This is a genomic window from Chryseobacterium sp. JM1 (assembly GCF_000737715.1).
Taxonomy (GTDB): domain Bacteria; phylum Bacteroidota; class Bacteroidia; order Flavobacteriales; family Weeksellaceae; genus Chryseobacterium.
The window spans coordinates 410,384-426,369 of sequence record NZ_JPRN01000003.1; the positions used below are offsets into that span (position 1 = coordinate 410,384).

The window sequence follows — 15,986 nt, forward strand, 5'->3', positions numbered from 1 at the left end:
AACATGATCTTATTTTTCACACGTATTCTTCCAAAGTTTATATTCTACTTTCATACAATGCCCGCATGGACGGTAATTATTTTCCAATGCTTCCTTTTCTGATGTAAAAAAGACCCTGTTTTCTCTTTTCATTTTTTTACCAGAAGAACAATGAAGTCGTCCGTAAATTTTCAGTTTTCTATTTCCTCCAAAATTAATTTCTCTCTTTCGAATTTTATCCCTTAAAGCAGAATCGGTTATCTCGGTGTGATTTTCCATTGTATAAAGATCTTAAGTTACCTGTAAGTAAACAATCCAAAGCTTACGATATTGGCAGAAGTAAATTGATGATCAGAAGCGATCCAATGCAGCTTTTAGGAAATCCACCGTTTTTTTCAGCTCTTTTTCATCCATCGAGGCAAAACCAAACCGGAAAGCATTGAGATTTTCATCGGCACGTAAAATCTTCAATTGAGGAATTTCTAATAAACGATGGACAGGATATTCAGATGAAAGTTGAATCCAGAAAGCCATTCCGCCGGATGGCCGTACGTAGGAAATATACCGACTTAATTTCTCTTTTAACAGAATATCCAGAAAGTCTCTCCGTTGATGATAGATTTTTTTTGCCTTTTTAATATGCCGCTTAAGCTCACCTTCCCTGATCAGAAAAGCCAGGGCATTTTGCATATATCCGTCACCCCCAACATCAACGATTTTCCGTAAGGCCGTGCACTGATCTATAAAATTTTTTGGAGCGACCATAAAACCTATCCTGAGCGAAGGATCCAAGATCTTGGAGAAAGATCCTGTATAAATGATATTTCCCTGATGGCTGCTTCCTGCCAGAGGAAGATAGGGTGAAGACATATAATGATAATCATAGTCGTAATCATCTTCTATAATGGCAAACGAGTAAGTAGCTGATAATTCGTGAAGTTTCATTCTTCTGGCCGCACTAAGTGTAACCGTTGTAGGATAATGATGATGGGGAATGACATATACTGCATTGATCTTTTTCTTCCTGCATATGTGTTCAATGGCTTCGGTATCAATGCCATTTTCGTCTACAGGCACTTCTGTAAGTTTTGCGCCGGTCTGCTCAAATGCTGCATTGGCTGCCGGATAATTGGGAGATCCCACAATGATATTCGTACCGGGGCCGAGAATAAGTTGTGCAGCGAGGTAGATGCTCATTTGTGCACCGTGAGTAATCAGAAGATTTTCTGAGCGGATATTCAGACCCCGTGTTTCAGAAAGATACTGTGCAAGTTTTTCCCGAAGTCTTATGGTGCCTTGTTCTGTACCAATATTGGCATTTTTGATGGTGTATCTTTTGGATGTGTAGGATCGATATGTTTTCAGAAGGTCATCAATGGGAGAAAGTCTTACATCCGGATGTCCGTCGTCGATGACGATCTCAGGAAGTAGGACAGTATCGGACTTTTCTATTTTTTTATCAATAATTTTAAAAGGGAGGTTGAAATGATGTTCATAAGAGGAAAGAGCTGTTTCCAGATTCCACTGTTGGGGCCTTAGTATGGGAATACGGTCGGATACTGCAGTGTATTTTCTTGGAATGATCGTAATCCAGTCTTGTGCATGGAGTTCGTCGTATGCTGCTATTACAGTTTTTCGGTGTACTCCCAATGTTTTTGAAAGTTCACGGGTTCCGGGAAGATGATAGCCCGGCTTTAATACACCATTTCTGATCGCTTTGATCACAGAGATTGCGATCTGCCTGTAAACTGCGGTTTTACTTTCTTTATTAATAGGGATGATGTGTTCGAATGGAAGCATACTGGACTACCTTTAGTTTAAAATCTGGAGTACAAATGTAGTCCTATTTAAAAATATTTTTGTGGTGTTAAATAAAAAAATAATTACAGAAATGAATTACACCATTAAAAAAGTAGGTCTGGAAGATCTCAATGAAACGGCAGAACTTTTCAATCTTTACCGCATTTTTTACCGTCAGGAATCAGATGTGGAAAAAGGGAAACTATTCCTGAAAGAAAGATTTCAGAATAATGAATCAGACGTATTCCTGGCTTTTGCCGAGGGGAAAGCAGTAGGTTTTGTGCAGCTCTATAAACTGTTTCATTACACCAGACTGCAGAAGCAGTGGCTTTTAAGTGATCTGTTCGTACATCCGGATTACCGTGGAAAAGGAATTTCCGTAGGACTTATCAACAGAAGCAAACAATGGTGCGAAGAAACGGAGGCCTGTGGACTGATGCTTGAAACGGAAAAAACCAACGATATCGGAAACACCCTTTATCCACGCTGCGGTTTTGAATATGACGGACTTCATAATTATTATCATTGGTGGAGAAGTTAGTAAATAGAAGTTAGATGTTAGAAATTAGAAGTTAGAAGATGGGAAATCTCGGTATTATTTCTGGTTGTCAGTAATCGCATTACCCAATCATCACATCATCAAATCACCATATTCTCTCAAAAGTAATACTACTTCTACACGGCTATCGATTTAATTCTACAAGATATTTTTCAGCAGAATAGGCCGGAAGCTTACTTTTGTAGCGCTCTTACTGACCGGGAGACTGGTGGTAGAGTTTATTTATGTTTAATAGATCTCCGCCTTCATTTTCTACTTTTTCCCGAATGTTTTTATGATTAGTACATAACAGCTTTCATGGCGGGGATCTTTTTTCACAAACTTAAAAAACGTTTCATCGGGTATATTAATGATGAAATGAATTGTAATATATTCTAACGATAAAGAGAACTGCATCTGTGGTTCTCTTTTTTCATTCAAAACAGATGGTATTAACAGCTCGGATTACAGAAGGATACCGAAAAGGGAAGAATAGCTGTAAAAATAAAAATCCCACTTTAAAAAAGCGGGATTCATTATGGTATAGGTTAATATTATTGAGCTAATTGACCGAAAGCAGTCAGTTTGTTGTCATCAGACATCGTCTGTCCTAAAAAGTCTTTTTTCTGATCGCCTTTCATTCTGCCTGCAGCATCATTAGCGTTGAAGTAAGCTTCGCTCAGTTTTGTAGCAATATCAGCCGGTTTAAAATCAAATTTAGTATCACCTTCCACACCCAGGTATCCGTTCTTTCTAGTAAGGTTTGAGATATAGTTCGCGTAGTTGATGAATGTATTTCTCAGGTATTGCGTATGATATTCCATACATTTTTTAGCTTTTTTGGAAGAATTGTTCAGGATACAGTTCTTCATATTATTTCTGTACAGGAACCACTCAGATTCCAGAATTCCGTATTCTTTTCCTAACGCCGTCTTTCCGTTGGTTACGATGTTGTTGTCACCTTCTTTATCAGCAATAGCCTGAAGATGTTTAATCACCAATGGAACCGTATTTTCGATCTTCGTTTTGGTTTCCTTTAAGATACTGAGATCTGCAGCCGGAGATTTTTTCTTTTGAGCCGTAGTCACGTTAAAAATAAGCAGTAATAGTACAATCAATAAATTATATCTTTTCATGAGAAATTTTTAAAGCACTAAAATAAATATATTTTCTCACTTTAAACAAATTCATTTTAATTTTATTTAATAAATTTTAACAAATCTTTAATATAATGAGTTCATTATTGTACAAATGATGATTGCACCCTGTTTATTAATGCTATTTTTTACTTCATGACCTGAAGTAATTTAAGTTACAGCTCGGGAAAGAAGGTTTAATTTCGCAAGATAACACTGAATAACGACCTCCAGCTTCTCTCTAAGAAATTAAATCCATTAATGCCCGGTAATAGTTTTCCAGTAAATCAATGTTACCATTAAGGAACAGATAAGGCTCTATCAGCTCAAGTTCCATTAATGTAAATGAATTGTTGATGAGTACACCGTCCACTCGTGCATAAAGCGTAGGTTGAGGCAGATTTTTTAAGAAGATGCCTGCCTGTTCTATATGAATCGGGTCAGGTGTAGGATAACTGATACTTCCTCCGTGATAATGCTGTACTCTGAAATCATCCTGCTTAGGTGTCTTCAACGAACAATGGCTGTATTGGCCATTGAAAAACAGAAACGACCATTCCCCATTTTTTATTTCCTCTGTAAAAGGCTGCACCATATAATCTTCCGTTGTTAAAAACTGCCTGATTTCTTCTGTACGTTCCTTAAGATTGTCTTTGGTAACAACGACGGTATTGTGTGCACCTGCACTTACACATGGCTTTACAACCACCCGGTCTGTACCGAATAAATCAAAAAACCGACCGTCAAAATCAGAACCTTTGTCGATATATGCCGATGCAATTACCGGAAGTCCGTTTTCAGCAATGTCTTTGAGATATTTTTTATGACTGTTCCATCGGATGATCTCTACCGGGTTTAATACCCTGATATTTAATTTTTTCAATTGATTCAGCCAGTTTAAAAACTCTGGTAAGTGATTATGATAATCCCACGGGGACTTAATGATGGCTACATTAAAACTGGCCCAATCCACATTTTCATCGTTCCAGATGACGGGAACAACATCCAATCCTTTCCCGGTCAGAAATTTTAAAAGATCAGCATCTTCATCATTGGTAACGCCCTGTGTAAACTTTTCCTGTTTTTTATAACCAACTATCGCGATTTTCATACTTCTTTTTTTTCGTTGAATACAAATATCATCAAACAGGATCAGTGTAAACAGTTACAGTTTGGACTATTTGGATAGATACAGATCATTTTTATACAGGTAAAGAAAGATTGTTTTTACATCAGTATGAAAATATGTAACCTGCATACATTTAAAGTAAGTGGTAAGAATTTATAACTTAATTAGAGCTTTTTCTGTAGATTAAACAGACAATAAATAAGTGCATTAAATATTTAACATATTTTAATAAAATTTATTTTACTGATTATCAGTAGTTTATATTAATTTGGCTTTTATCACTAGAAAATTAGTTGTTAGAATCAGATTTATTTCTACATTTGTATAACTAATTTCTTAGTGATATGGAATTCAATGCAATTCTGGTCACAATAATGATAAATGAAAAGGATATGAAAATTCAAAATTTAACGAAAGCGGAAGAGCAGGTGATGCAGTATTTATGGAAACTTGAAAAAGGATTTCTGAAAGATGTTCTCGATCTGTTTCCGGAACCGAAGCCTCATACGAATACAGTCTCTACGATTTTAAAAGTATTGAAGGATAAAGAATTCGTAGACTATCATGTATACGGAAGACAGCATGAGTATTTCCCGCTTGTTACCAAAGAACAGTATTCAGGGAAAACGATGAAAAGTCTTGTGAAAAATTATTTTAAAGGATCTTATAAAAGTGCGGTTTCTTTTCTGGTAGAAAAAAATGAAATGACCGTGGAAGACCTTGAAATGCTTTTGGACGAACTCAAAAAGAAAAATTAGCAGACTATGGAAACTGTACTTCTATACTTTGGAAAAGTAATTCTAAGCTCCGGTGTAATGTTTTTATACTATCAGTTGTCTTTAAAAGACAAGACATTCCATCATTATAACAGATTTTATCTGTTGGGTGCCATGGTGATATCGCTGCTGCTGCCCCTCATCAGGGTAGATGATTTTACGATAGAAGTGAATAGTGATTTATATATGCTTCTTGATAAGATACAGAATTTTAATTCAGAAAAAAACATAGACAATGGTCACATTTATTTTAGAATTATTTTTTCAGCTTTGGGACTGGTTTCTCTCTATTGTTTAGGGAAGTTGATTTTTGGGATTTTAAAGATCCAACAACTTAAGAAACAGTTTCAAAAAGAAAGTTTTGACGGGATCAATTTTTACCGTACAGACCTGAATGAAGCTCCGTTTTCATACTTCAAAAATCTATTCTGGAAAAACACCATCACACTCAATTCTGATGTGGGAGAACAGATTTTAAAACATGAAATGGTACACATTGAACAGAAACACTCCTTCGATAAGATATTTATTGAGATCATCACGTCTGTTTTCTGGTTCAATCCGTTTTTTCATATCATTAAAAAAGAGATCAGCCTGATCCACGAATACCTGGCGGACAAAAAAGCCGTCAAACAATCGGACACGAAAGCATTTGCGCAGATGCTTTTAGCAAGCCACTTTTCCGGAACACAGTTGCCTGCAGCCAGTCCGTTTCTAAGTTCAAATCTAAAAAAACGACTCAAAATGTTACAAAAACCAAAAACCAAATTCGGATATGCGCGTAGAATTTTTGCATTACCGGTTTTATTTTCAGTAGCCTTTGCCTATATGGTAAATGCCAAGAACCAGGAAATTAAGGAAACAAACATAGCGATTGAGGATGCCGTTGCCCAGATCAAAAAAGATACGGTAAGACCTGAGAAAATCGAAAGAAAAGAAGACATAAAGCCTAAATACTCCATCCAGTCTGCCAATGAAAAAAAACTGTCAGAGCTTGGAAAGAAGATTGAAGAAAAAAGTAAGGCTCTGAAAAATTTAAAACCCGAAAGCAAAGAATTTCAAAAGAAAATTGATGAGATTGGTGAACTTTCCGGAGAATTGGGAGCTATTACAAGCTCTGATGATTTTAAAATGGCTATGACCACTTCTGCAGCAGAAGCGAAAAGAGTGAATGATTTTTTCAAATCAGATGAATGGAAAAACAAAACGAAAGAGCTAGAGAATATGGGCGTGGAAATTCCGGATTTATCCAATCTCAGGATCGAGTTTCCTGAAGGTCCTCCATCACCTCCATCCCCTCCAAATTCCCGCATGAGACTATTCAGATTTAATGATACAGCAGGTTATCAGAACTGGGGCCCGGTTACAGAAAAAGAAGCCCGAAAAGCTATGAAAGCAGGAAAAGCAGCAAGGAAAAAAGCTGAAAAAGCCAGAATTGAAGCCATGGAATTGGGTGAAAAAGCAAGACAAAAGGGTGAAGAAGCAAGGCTGCAGGGAGAAGTTGCAAGAAGAGCTGGTGAGAAAGCCAGACAGAACGGTGAAATTGCAAGGATTCACGGGGAAGCTTTAAGAATTGATGGCGAAAAAGCCAGACAGATGGGTGAAAAGATCAGACTGGAAGTGACTAAAAGACTTGCCGAAAACGGAGACGCAAACGTTTATGTTTACAACGGAGCTAACTTCGATAAACTCAGTGAAAAAGCGAGAACCATCGTCATGCAGGCTGATTATCTGAAGAGAGACAGCAACGGAAACATTACCATGAATGGGGTTAAAAAATTTAATGTTAATAGCTGGGATAACTTAAAAGTTTATATAGACGGAAAAGAAGTTTCCAAAGAAGAAGCTCAGGCCCTGAAACCGGAAAAAATTTCAAGCGTGATGGTGAACAAACAAAGCACGGATGGAAACAAAAGCGGAGAAATCAGAATTCAGACAAAGAAATAAAGTACCCTTAAGCTTTGTCAATAACTCATTGGCAAAGCTTTAATTTTTTAAAAACAAAGCAAAAGACATCAGTTATGAAAAGAAATTATTTCGTTCTATTGGCATTTTTAAGTGTATTCGCACACGCACAGGTCAACAGGTTCTTTTATGATTACAAATACATTGCAGATTCTACGAACAGAGCAGAAGTGAAAAGTGATATTATGCTTTTGGATATTGATAAAAGCGGATCAAAGTATTACAGCCGTGAAAAGTTTATTTCGGACTCTATCACAAAAGCTGATATTGCCAAGCAGATGAAAGGTGGATTTGGAGGAAGTATTAATATCAAGAAAAATATAAAACCGGGAACTATTTTTACAAGCGTTACCAAAAAGTATCCGGACTACAGCATGTCTTTTTCTGAAAAAGTAGGAAATACCACCTATAAAGTAGCGGAAGATCAGAAACCGGAATGGAAAATCCTTCCCGATAAGGAAAAGATCGGAGATTACAATACGCAAAAAGCCACAACCAACTATGGAGGAAGGACCTGGACGGCTTGGTTTACTACAGATATTCCTTTTCAGGATGGACCGTATAAATTTTATGGATTGCCGGGACTTATTGTAAAAATTGAAGATAAAACAGGATCCCATATTATAACTTTAATTGGAAATAAGAAAACGGAAGCCGCTTCAGATGAAGATCTTCAGATACCGGGATTGACCATGATTGGAATGGGAGGAAAAGAAATTGAAGTCACCAAAAAGCAGTTTAAAAAAGCCTGGAAAGACTATCTTACAGATCCTACCAAAGATATGAAACAGACCATGAGTACACTTCCCGCAGGCGCCGTTGTCAACATGAAAAATGCGGATGGAAAAAGTATTGATATGAATGAAATGTACAGGAATATCGAAAAAAGAGCAAAAGAAGAAGTAGCCAAAAATAACAATAAAATAGAGCCGGAACTGTATAAATAAGCAACCGCTTTCTACGTGATAAAAAAACAGGATGATTTAGAAAATCATCCTGTTTTTTTTAATTATGCATTGAAAAAAATAATGTCGGCGGATAAGAGTACCTTTAAGCCTTGTCACTGATTGATTGCAAAATCTTTTTATATTGAAACAGACGGGAAAAATATAAATTATGAAAAAAAAATATTTTATTGTACTGGCATTACTGAGCCTATTGGCCCAGGCGCAGGTCAACAGATTCTATTATCAATACACATACAGTCCGGATTTTAACAATAAAGAAGAAGTGAAGAAGGAAATGATGATTCTGGACATTCAGAAAAATAGCTCGGTTTATTACTACAGTCAAGAGAAATTGATTACGGATTCTACTTCAAAGACAGCTATTGAGAAACAGATTAATTCCGTTACCGGAAGTATCAGGGCAAACAGGAATACACCAGGCCAGGATTACACTGTGACTAAAGATTATCCGGATTTTAAAACTTATCTTTTCACACGTATTAACAATGATAGATATAAAGTAAAGGAAGATAAAAAACCAGAGTGGAAGATTTTTCCGGATACCAGGAAGATCGGGGAATACAATACACAAAAAGCATTAACCACTTATGGCGGAAGAGAATGGATCGCCTGGTTTTCAGCGGATATTCCTTTTCAGGACGGCCCGTATAAATTCTATGGCCTTCCGGGGCTGATCGTAAAGATAGAGGATGCAACAGGCTCGCACATCATGACTCTTGTTGGAAATAAGGTGATAAAGAATCCTTCAGAAGAAAAAGAAAACCGGCTTCCTGACAATGTGGCAATGGGCGGAAAAGCCGTGGAGATTACAAAAGATCAGTATAAAAAAGTATGGAAAACTTACGTGAATGACCCTAACAAAAATATGAGAGAAATGATGATGAAGAACGGAGGTGATCCAAATGCCAGGACGCCCTATCTTATTTTTAGAACTTCAGACGGGAAAGAGATCTCAGACCCCAATAAGGTATTAAAAGAAGTAGAAGGGAGAATTAAGGCCGGATTTCAGAAAAACAATAATCCGATCGAACCTGATCTGATAAGATAGTATACCTATTTTTAGTATGGAGCAGGATGGTTATTTATGACTATTCTGTTTTTTTGGTATTATCGTATCTTCGAACCCTAAACTTTGAATCCTAATATTATGACAGAAAAGGAAAAATGTGAGGCGGGACTTTTATATAATGCTAATTATGATCAGGAGCTCATCAATGAAAGAATTGCTGTTAAAGATCTATGCCTGGAATATAACCAGCTGAAGAACTCTGATGCCGAAAACCGGAATAAATTAATCAAAAAGATCCTCGGGAAAACCAAAGAACACATCTGTATCGAGCCTAATTTTTGGTGTGATTACGGGTATAATATTGAAGTGGGTGAGAACTTTTATGCCAATCATAATCTGATTATTTTAGATTGTGCAAAGGTGACGTTCGGAGATAATGTTTTCATCGGACCCAACTGCAGTTTCTACACTGCCGGACATCCGCTTGATGCAAAACAGAGAAATGAAGGCCTAGAATATGCCCATCCCATCAAAGTGGGAGATAATGTATGGCTGGGAGGAAATGTAGTGGTTTTGCCTGGAGTTTCAATTGGAAATAATGCGGTGATAGGAGCGGGAAGTGTGGTCACCAAAGATATTCCTGATTATGCTGTTGCTGTCGGAAATCCTTGCAGGATAATTAAAAATGTTGAAGAAAATTTAAAATCATCTTAATCATTATCATGAAAAAAGTAATTACCTTATTCATTCTCCTATTAACCCTTTCAGTCTGTGCTCAGAGTCAGAGATTCATTTATGAGTATAAGTTCAGCATTGATTCTACAGCAAGAGATGTCCAAGAGACTGAAATAATGTTTCTGGATGTTATTCCGAAGGGATCTAATTTTTACAGCAGCGATGTCTTTAAATCAGATTCTATTTGGGCTGCTGCTATGGATATGCATGTTAAGCGTGGAATAGAGACGGATTTTTCAAAAATTAAATTCAAAGGCAAAATTCGTTATAGTGTTGAAAAGTCATATACTGATTATTCGGTAATTTTTTTCAATTCTCTGGGTATTGATAGGTATATGGTAGAGGAGAGAAGAAAACAAAAATGGAAAATTCTTCCTGACAAAGCAAAGATCGGAGAATTGGCAGCTCAAAAAGCTGTTTGCGAATTTGCAGGCAGAAAATGGACTGCATGGTTTACCACAGACTTGCTCATTCAAGACGGACCCTATAAATTTTATGGGCTTCCCGGACTCATTGTAAAGTTAGAGGATTCCAGCCAGACGCATTCATTCGAACTAAAGGGAATTAAAAAACTTCCGGAAGGATATGAATGGAAGAATTCCGGAGAGAATGGTTTTAACCTTATTAAATTGAATGAAACAAAATATAAACAAGCTTTTAAAGATTATTGTAAAGATCCGATGAAAAGTGAAAAGCTGATGCAGGCACAAAGCCGTGATGTTTTGGAAATTGATGATTCAGGAAAACTGGTAAAAACTTCTAATGCGAAGAGAAAGGAGAGAGAAATGCAATTGATTAATCAAATTAAAAAAGAAAATAATATTCTGGAACTGGATCTGTTGAAATAAAAGAATGAAGTTGTCTAAAAAACTTCCCAGGAATAATCCCCGAATCTAAAAGTTCCGGGGATTATTTTTGTCGTTTATTATTTAAGACTGGTTTCCGGCAAATGGAGTAATTTTATTAAACGCAAAGTTTGAAGATCATACTTTATATTTCAGGAATGCAAAGTAGAGAATCAATTTCAATTGATTCGATGAAGCGTGTGTATAAAACGTCCGCTTATTCAGTGGCACAGTCGCACCTCTTTGCTTACCTTAAAATCAGGAGATATAGCATGAAATCTTTGCGTTAAATTTTTTAATTTAGGTGATACTGAATTTAAAGAAAAGTAAAGAATCAAAATCGGACTTTGCGTTGAAAACTAATAAAAAAAGACCGTCTCAATTTTGAGACAGCCCCTTTATATCTGAATAGCTTTTCAATAATTAAGCCAGTTTCTGAGAATCTGCGATAAACTGAGCCAGTCCGCTGTCCGTTAATGGATGCTTTAATAAGCTCAAGATCGGAGGAAGTGGAGAAGTGATGACATCTGCCCCGATTTTAGCACAGTCGATGATGTGCATAGAATGACGGATAGATGCTGCAAGGATCTCAGTTTCATACATATAGTTATCAAAAATTAATCTGATCTCCTGAATAAGACCCAGTCCGTCTGTAGAGATATCATCCAGTCTTCCTAAGAAAGGAGAAACGTAGGTAGCTCCTGCTTTAGCTGCTAAAAGTGCCTGTCCTGCAGAGAAAATAAGCGTACAGTTCGTTCTGATCCCTTTATCAGAGAAATATTTTAATGCCTTGATCCCGTCTTTGATCATTGGGATTTTTACCACGATATTCGGGTGGATCGCTGCCAGTTCTTCACCTTCCTTGATCATTTCTTCGTACGTCGTAGAAAGTACTTCAGCAGAAATATCTCCGTCTACAATCTCGCAGATCGCCTTATAATGGTTCTTGATCGCTTCATTTCCCTGAATTCCTTCTTTGGCCATCAATGAAGGATTAGTGGTTACACCATCTAAAATTCCAAGGTCTCTTGCTTCTTTGATCTGTTCCAGATTAGCTGTGTCAATAAAAAATTTCATTTCGTTTGATAGATTTATTAATGCAAAGATAATGAATCCCTGCGTGAGTGGAAAATTTTAATTTTGCTAGAAGCTAGAAGCTAGAAGCTAGAAGCTAGAAGCTAGAAGCTAGAAGCTAGAAGCTAGAAGCTAGAAGCCAGAAGCTAGAAGCCATATTCCATTAACTATAAATATTATCTTTGTTAAACATGAAAAACAGCAGCTTTACAGCCATACTGGAAATTATCGGTATCAATCCTTTTGTTTTCGTTCCTGATGAGATTTTGAATGAAATTTTCAAAGCGGCGGGGAAGGATAAAAGTCCGATTCCTGTGAAGGGAACAGTCAATGGAAAGGAATTTCAACAGAACCTGATGAAATATTTAGGGGAATGGAGGCTGTATGTCAACTTGCTGATGCTGAAAAACTCCCCCAAAAGAATAGGAGAGACACTTGAAATTGTTTTAGAATTTGATAATTCGGACAGAAGTATTTCCATTCATCCCAGACTGGATGAAGCGATTAAAGCAAGTCCGGTAGCCTCCCATAATTTTGAAAACCTGATTCAGTCAAGAAGAAACGAGCTGATCCGCTATATCAACAATCTGAAAACAGAAGCCAGCATCGAAAGAAATATTGAAAAGATTATGCGGCATCTTCACGGCGAGACGGATTTCTTTGGTAAAAGAATTGATTAAATTAAATCATCGGTCTCAAAACTTACTTAGAAGAAAACTACAGATTACATAAAGAGGTTAAAACAATATGAAATGTATTCAAGCCTCTCCATACGCTTCATCGAATCAATGAAATTGATTCTTTCCTTTGCCTTCCTGAAGTATAAAGCATGATTTTAAAACTTTGCGTTTAAAAATATTGACTGACCAATCTATGAAAATGTAAAGTCCACTAGAGTTTGTGCGGGCAATCAATTTCATTGATTCAATTAAGCAGACGTTTTTATCATTCCTGCCTTTAAGGGTTTTAAATAAAAATACCCCTAAAAAGTTAGACTCTTTAGGGGCAACCCATATATTTTGGACTTTGTTTTTATTATGAGTTTAAAACTTTACTAAGTTTTAACGCATCCTGATTGGTTGGATCATATTGAATAGATTTAGCAATATGCTCTTTTGCTTTGGCAGGATCATTTTTCTGTTCTGCAAAGGCAATATAGAAATACGCGTAGGCTAGATTTTTCTTATTCTGATCTACTTCTGCCGGTTTTACAGTGGCAATATATTTTTCATAAGCCAGTTTTGCATTGGCATCGTCTTTAGCAGACTGATAAGCATAGGCCTGACTGTAATATGATGGAGCCCAATCCGGTAATAAAGCTGATATCTTTTTCCATGTATCTACTGCATTGGTCCAATCAGAAGCATCCTGATAAGCTGTTGCTAATTTTGCTAAGGCATCTGTATCTTTTGGATTGGCCTCAATTTGCTTTTTAAGGGCTTCAATAGCTGGATTTGATTGTGTAGTCGTTGTTGTAGCAGCTGTGGCAGTTGTCGTAGTTGCTGTATCTGTTTGAGTAGTCTGTGCATTTACAAAACTTGCACCTCCTGCAAGGATCAATCCTAAAAATAGGTTTTTGATATTGATTTTAGTCATTTTCATAATCTTACATTTTTAAATTCTACATTCTAAAATTCAATAATAATTCCACAAAAGCTCAAATTTTAGAAGCTTTAAGTTTTTTTGGAAAATATTAACGGATAAATGTTTTTTTTTAGCTTAATTTTTGATTCGTTGATGTTTGAGTTTATCTTTGCGACTCAAACATTTTTTAATAATCACTATAATTTTCTTACTTCAATGAATATCATATTAGCCTCAACTTCCACTATTTTCGGTGGCGAATATCTGGAATACTTAAGAGAAGAATTAATACAGCTATATAAAGGAATAGATGAGATCATCTTCGTTCCTTTTGCAAGACCCGGTGGAATTTCTCACGATGATTACACGGCAAAAGCCCGTTCTTTCTTTGAAACCATCCATATTAAAGTAAAAGGTCTTCACGAATTTGACAATAAAACAGAAGCTTTACATAATGCTCAGGGCTATTTTACAGGAGGAGGAAATACATTCTTACTGGTGAAAACTTTGCATGAAGAAGGTCTGATGTCTGTTCTAAAAGAGAATGTAGAAAACGGAAAGGCTTATCTGGGATGCAGTGCCGGAAGTAATATCGGAGGTCAGAATATGAAGACCACGAATGATATGCCTATTGTTTATCCGCCAAGTTTTGAATGCATGGGACTTGTTCCGTTCAATCTCAATCCGCATTATCTGGACCCAAATCCTGAACTGAAGCACAATGGCGAAACAAGAGAAACAAGAATCAGAGAATTTTTAACTCAAAATGATCTGAAGGTTGTTGGTCTTCGTGAAGGAAACTGGATCAGAAGAATTGGAAACACGATCACCGTGGAAGGCAGCGAACTGACCAGAATCTTTGAAAAAGGGAAAGAACCTTACGAAATAGAAGCGGGAAGTATAGTATAAGCTGTAAAAAACAGCTCTTATTTTTATTATATTTGATCTGGAATTGAATAAGTAGGCTTTCAGTACGTCTTGAAGAAGATTCAAATACTGAATTTGCTAATGCTGTCATGCTGAGCGGAGTCGAAGCATATGTATACAATTGAGATCCATAAAAACCTTGCAATGAAAAAAACACTTGCAGTTCTTATACTGTCGGTTCAGATATTATCTGCCCAGAATATGGCGCAGAAACTGGATAAAGCTACCAAAGACCTGATGGATTCTTCGGGCGCATTATCATCCGGTTTATCTTTTTATGTAACAGATGAAAGCGGGACTTTGATTTACGAATATCAGGGGAATAAAGGGCTTTCAACGGCTTCCACCCAGAAAATTTTTACGGCTGGCGCTGCTCTGGAAACATTGGGAAAAAATTACACCTATAAAACAACGGCCGGTTATTCAGGAAATCTTTCATCAGGAACTTTGAACGGAGATCTTATCATTGGTTCAAACGGTGATCCAACCCTTGGAAGCTGGCGGTATGATGCCTATAAACCGGAAAGTTTTAAAAAGAGATTGATTGAAGCACTTAAAAATTCCGGGATAAAAAAGATCACGGGAAATCTGGTGATTGATGATTCTTATTTTGACCATCAGACGATTCCGGGAGGATGGCCTTGGGACGATCTCGGGAACTATTACGGAGCGGGAGTTTGGGGAATCAACTGGAGAGAAAATCAGTTTGACATCAATATTAACGGGACGGAATTCAAAGGATTCTCTTATCCGATAGATAATATAAAATGGCTGAATGACCTCAAAGCAGGTGGAAACTCGGATCAAAGTCTCATTTTTACGGCACCTTATTCTGACGTTGCTTTGATCAATGGAACGCTGCCGGCTGGAAAAACAGTGACTGTTTCCGGTGCTTTGCCCAATCCACCGCTGCAATTAGGAACTGAAGCACTTCAATGGTTGAAAGAATCTGGGATCGAAATCTCAGGAAAAACAGTCACAAGTTCACAGCTGGAACTCGAAGGAAAACAAATTCCGACAATTCCCAAAAATATAATTCTTACCTACGAATCGCCCACTTTGGATAAAATGGTCTATTGGTTTTTAAGAAAAAGTGTCAATCTTTACGGAGAAACTTTCATTAAAACTTTAGGAAAAGAAAAGAAAGGAAATTCCAGCTTTAAAAGCGGGGTAGCTTATCTGAAGGACTTCTGGAAATCAAAAGGAATCAATCCCAATATGATCAATTTTGCAGACGGAAGCGGACTTTCTCCTCAAAATTATGTAGCGGCCAAAGCTGAAGTTCAGGCCCTATTGTATGCTAAAAAGCAGGGCTGGTTTGATGCTTACTATGATGGTTTTCCGGTTCAGGACAACGGCATGAAGATGAAAAGCGGAACGATGAGAGATACCAAATCTTTTGCCGGCTACCACACCGCGAAAGATGGTAAAAAATATGTATTTTCAATCATTATTAATAATTATCAGGGAAGCGGAGGCGCAGAACTGCAGAAAATTCTGAATGTCTTAAAATAAAAAGCT

At 36.9% G+C, this 15,986-nt stretch carries 16 protein-coding genes; 10 read left to right on the top strand and 6 right to left on the bottom strand.

All coding sequences use genetic code 11. The annotated features are described in order from the left end of the window. Positions 1–9: 9 nt before the first annotated feature. Positions 10–258 carry an Ada metal-binding domain-containing protein gene (locus tag IW22_RS06895; RefSeq protein ID WP_034725230.1) on the bottom strand — a complete coding sequence of 83 codons (249 nt, stop codon included), beginning with the start codon at positions 256–258 and terminating at the stop codon, positions 10–12. Positions 259–330: 72 nt separating this feature from the next. Further along, positions 331–1,779 carry a PLP-dependent aminotransferase family protein gene (locus tag IW22_RS06900; protein ID WP_034725231.1) on the bottom strand — a complete coding sequence of 483 codons (1,449 nt, stop codon included), beginning with the start codon at positions 1,777–1,779 and terminating at the stop codon, positions 331–333. 91 nt (positions 1,780–1,870) lie between these two features. On the opposite strand from IW22_RS06900, the gene IW22_RS06905 reads away from it, so the two are divergent. Next, entirely contained in the window at positions 1,871–2,320 is a 450-nt protein-coding gene (locus tag IW22_RS06905) for a GNAT family N-acetyltransferase (protein WP_034725233.1), read from the top strand. Between the two features lie 551 nt (positions 2,321–2,871). Here IW22_RS06905 and IW22_RS06910 read toward each other — a convergent pair. After that, positions 2,872–3,453: a hypothetical protein gene (locus tag IW22_RS06910; RefSeq protein WP_034725237.1), complete on the bottom strand. Its 582-nt coding sequence runs from the start codon at positions 3,451–3,453 to the stop codon at positions 2,872–2,874. 241 nt (positions 3,454–3,694) lie between these two features. After that, on the bottom strand, positions 3,695–4,564 hold the full coding sequence (locus IW22_RS06915) for a RimK family alpha-L-glutamate ligase (protein WP_034725238.1): 870 nt from the start codon (positions 4,562–4,564) through the stop codon (positions 3,695–3,697). Positions 4,565–4,974: 410 nt separating this feature from the next. Between IW22_RS06915 and IW22_RS06920 the strand changes: the two genes are divergently transcribed. The 6 genes from IW22_RS06920 to IW22_RS06945 all read left to right on the top strand — a co-directional run bounded on the left by IW22_RS06920 (position 4,975) and on the right by IW22_RS06945 (position 10,883). Next, positions 4,975–5,340, top strand: a complete 366-nt coding sequence (locus tag IW22_RS06920; protein ID WP_034725653.1) for a BlaI/MecI/CopY family transcriptional regulator — start codon at positions 4,975–4,977, stop codon at positions 5,338–5,340. Positions 5,341–5,346: 6 nt separating this feature from the next. Next, a complete protein-coding gene (locus tag IW22_RS06925; RefSeq protein ID WP_034725239.1) occupies positions 5,347–7,305 on the top strand; it encodes a M56 family metallopeptidase in 1,959 nt (652 codons plus the stop codon). 74 nt (positions 7,306–7,379) lie between these two features. After that, positions 7,380–8,270 carry a GLPGLI family protein gene (locus tag IW22_RS06930; RefSeq protein ID WP_034725240.1) on the top strand — a complete coding sequence of 297 codons (891 nt, stop codon included), beginning with the start codon at positions 7,380–7,382 and terminating at the stop codon, positions 8,268–8,270. A 169-nt stretch (positions 8,271–8,439) separates the two neighbouring features. Continuing rightward, positions 8,440–9,339, top strand: coding sequence for a GLPGLI family protein (locus IW22_RS06935; RefSeq protein WP_034725241.1), 900 nt, complete (start codon positions 8,440–8,442; stop codon positions 9,337–9,339). A gap of 99 nt (positions 9,340–9,438) precedes the next feature. Further along, positions 9,439–10,014, top strand: coding sequence for a sugar O-acetyltransferase (locus IW22_RS06940; protein ID WP_034725243.1), 576 nt, complete (start codon positions 9,439–9,441; stop codon positions 10,012–10,014). An 8-nt stretch (positions 10,015–10,022) separates the two neighbouring features. After that, entirely contained in the window at positions 10,023–10,883 is an 861-nt protein-coding gene (locus tag IW22_RS06945) for a GLPGLI family protein (protein ID WP_034725245.1), read from the top strand. Between the two features lie 420 nt (positions 10,884–11,303). On the opposite strand, the gene fsa is transcribed toward IW22_RS06945, so the two are convergent. After that, the gene (gene fsa / locus IW22_RS06950) at positions 11,304–11,957 is read right to left on the bottom strand and encodes a fructose-6-phosphate aldolase (RefSeq protein ID WP_034725246.1); all 654 of its coding nucleotides are present in this window, start codon (positions 11,955–11,957) and stop codon (positions 11,304–11,306) included. A 188-nt stretch (positions 11,958–12,145) separates the two neighbouring features. Here fsa and IW22_RS06955 point away from each other — a divergent pair, with 188 nt between their 5' ends. Next, complete coding sequence (locus IW22_RS06955) at positions 12,146–12,634, top strand: YdeI/OmpD-associated family protein (protein WP_081873904.1); 489 nt, start codon at positions 12,146–12,148, stop codon at positions 12,632–12,634. A 355-nt stretch (positions 12,635–12,989) separates the two neighbouring features. Here the strand turns inward: IW22_RS06955 and IW22_RS06960 are convergent, their stop codons facing one another. After that, positions 12,990–13,556 carry a tetratricopeptide repeat protein gene (locus IW22_RS06960; protein ID WP_034725248.1) on the bottom strand — a complete coding sequence of 189 codons (567 nt, stop codon included), beginning with the start codon at positions 13,554–13,556 and terminating at the stop codon, positions 12,990–12,992. Positions 13,557–13,754: 198 nt separating this feature from the next. On the opposite strand from IW22_RS06960, the gene pepE reads away from it, so the two are divergent. Both pepE and dacB read left to right on the top strand, forming a co-directional pair. Beyond that, positions 13,755–14,447 carry a dipeptidase PepE gene (gene pepE, locus IW22_RS06965; protein WP_034725654.1) on the top strand — a complete coding sequence of 231 codons (693 nt, stop codon included), beginning with the start codon at positions 13,755–13,757 and terminating at the stop codon, positions 14,445–14,447. A gap of 162 nt (positions 14,448–14,609) precedes the next feature. Beyond that, positions 14,610–15,980 (top strand): D-alanyl-D-alanine carboxypeptidase/D-alanyl-D-alanine-endopeptidase, encoded by a 1,371-nt coding sequence (gene dacB, locus IW22_RS06970; protein WP_034725655.1) that lies wholly within the window; start codon positions 14,610–14,612, stop codon positions 15,978–15,980. Positions 15,981–15,986: the final 6 nt, after the last annotated feature.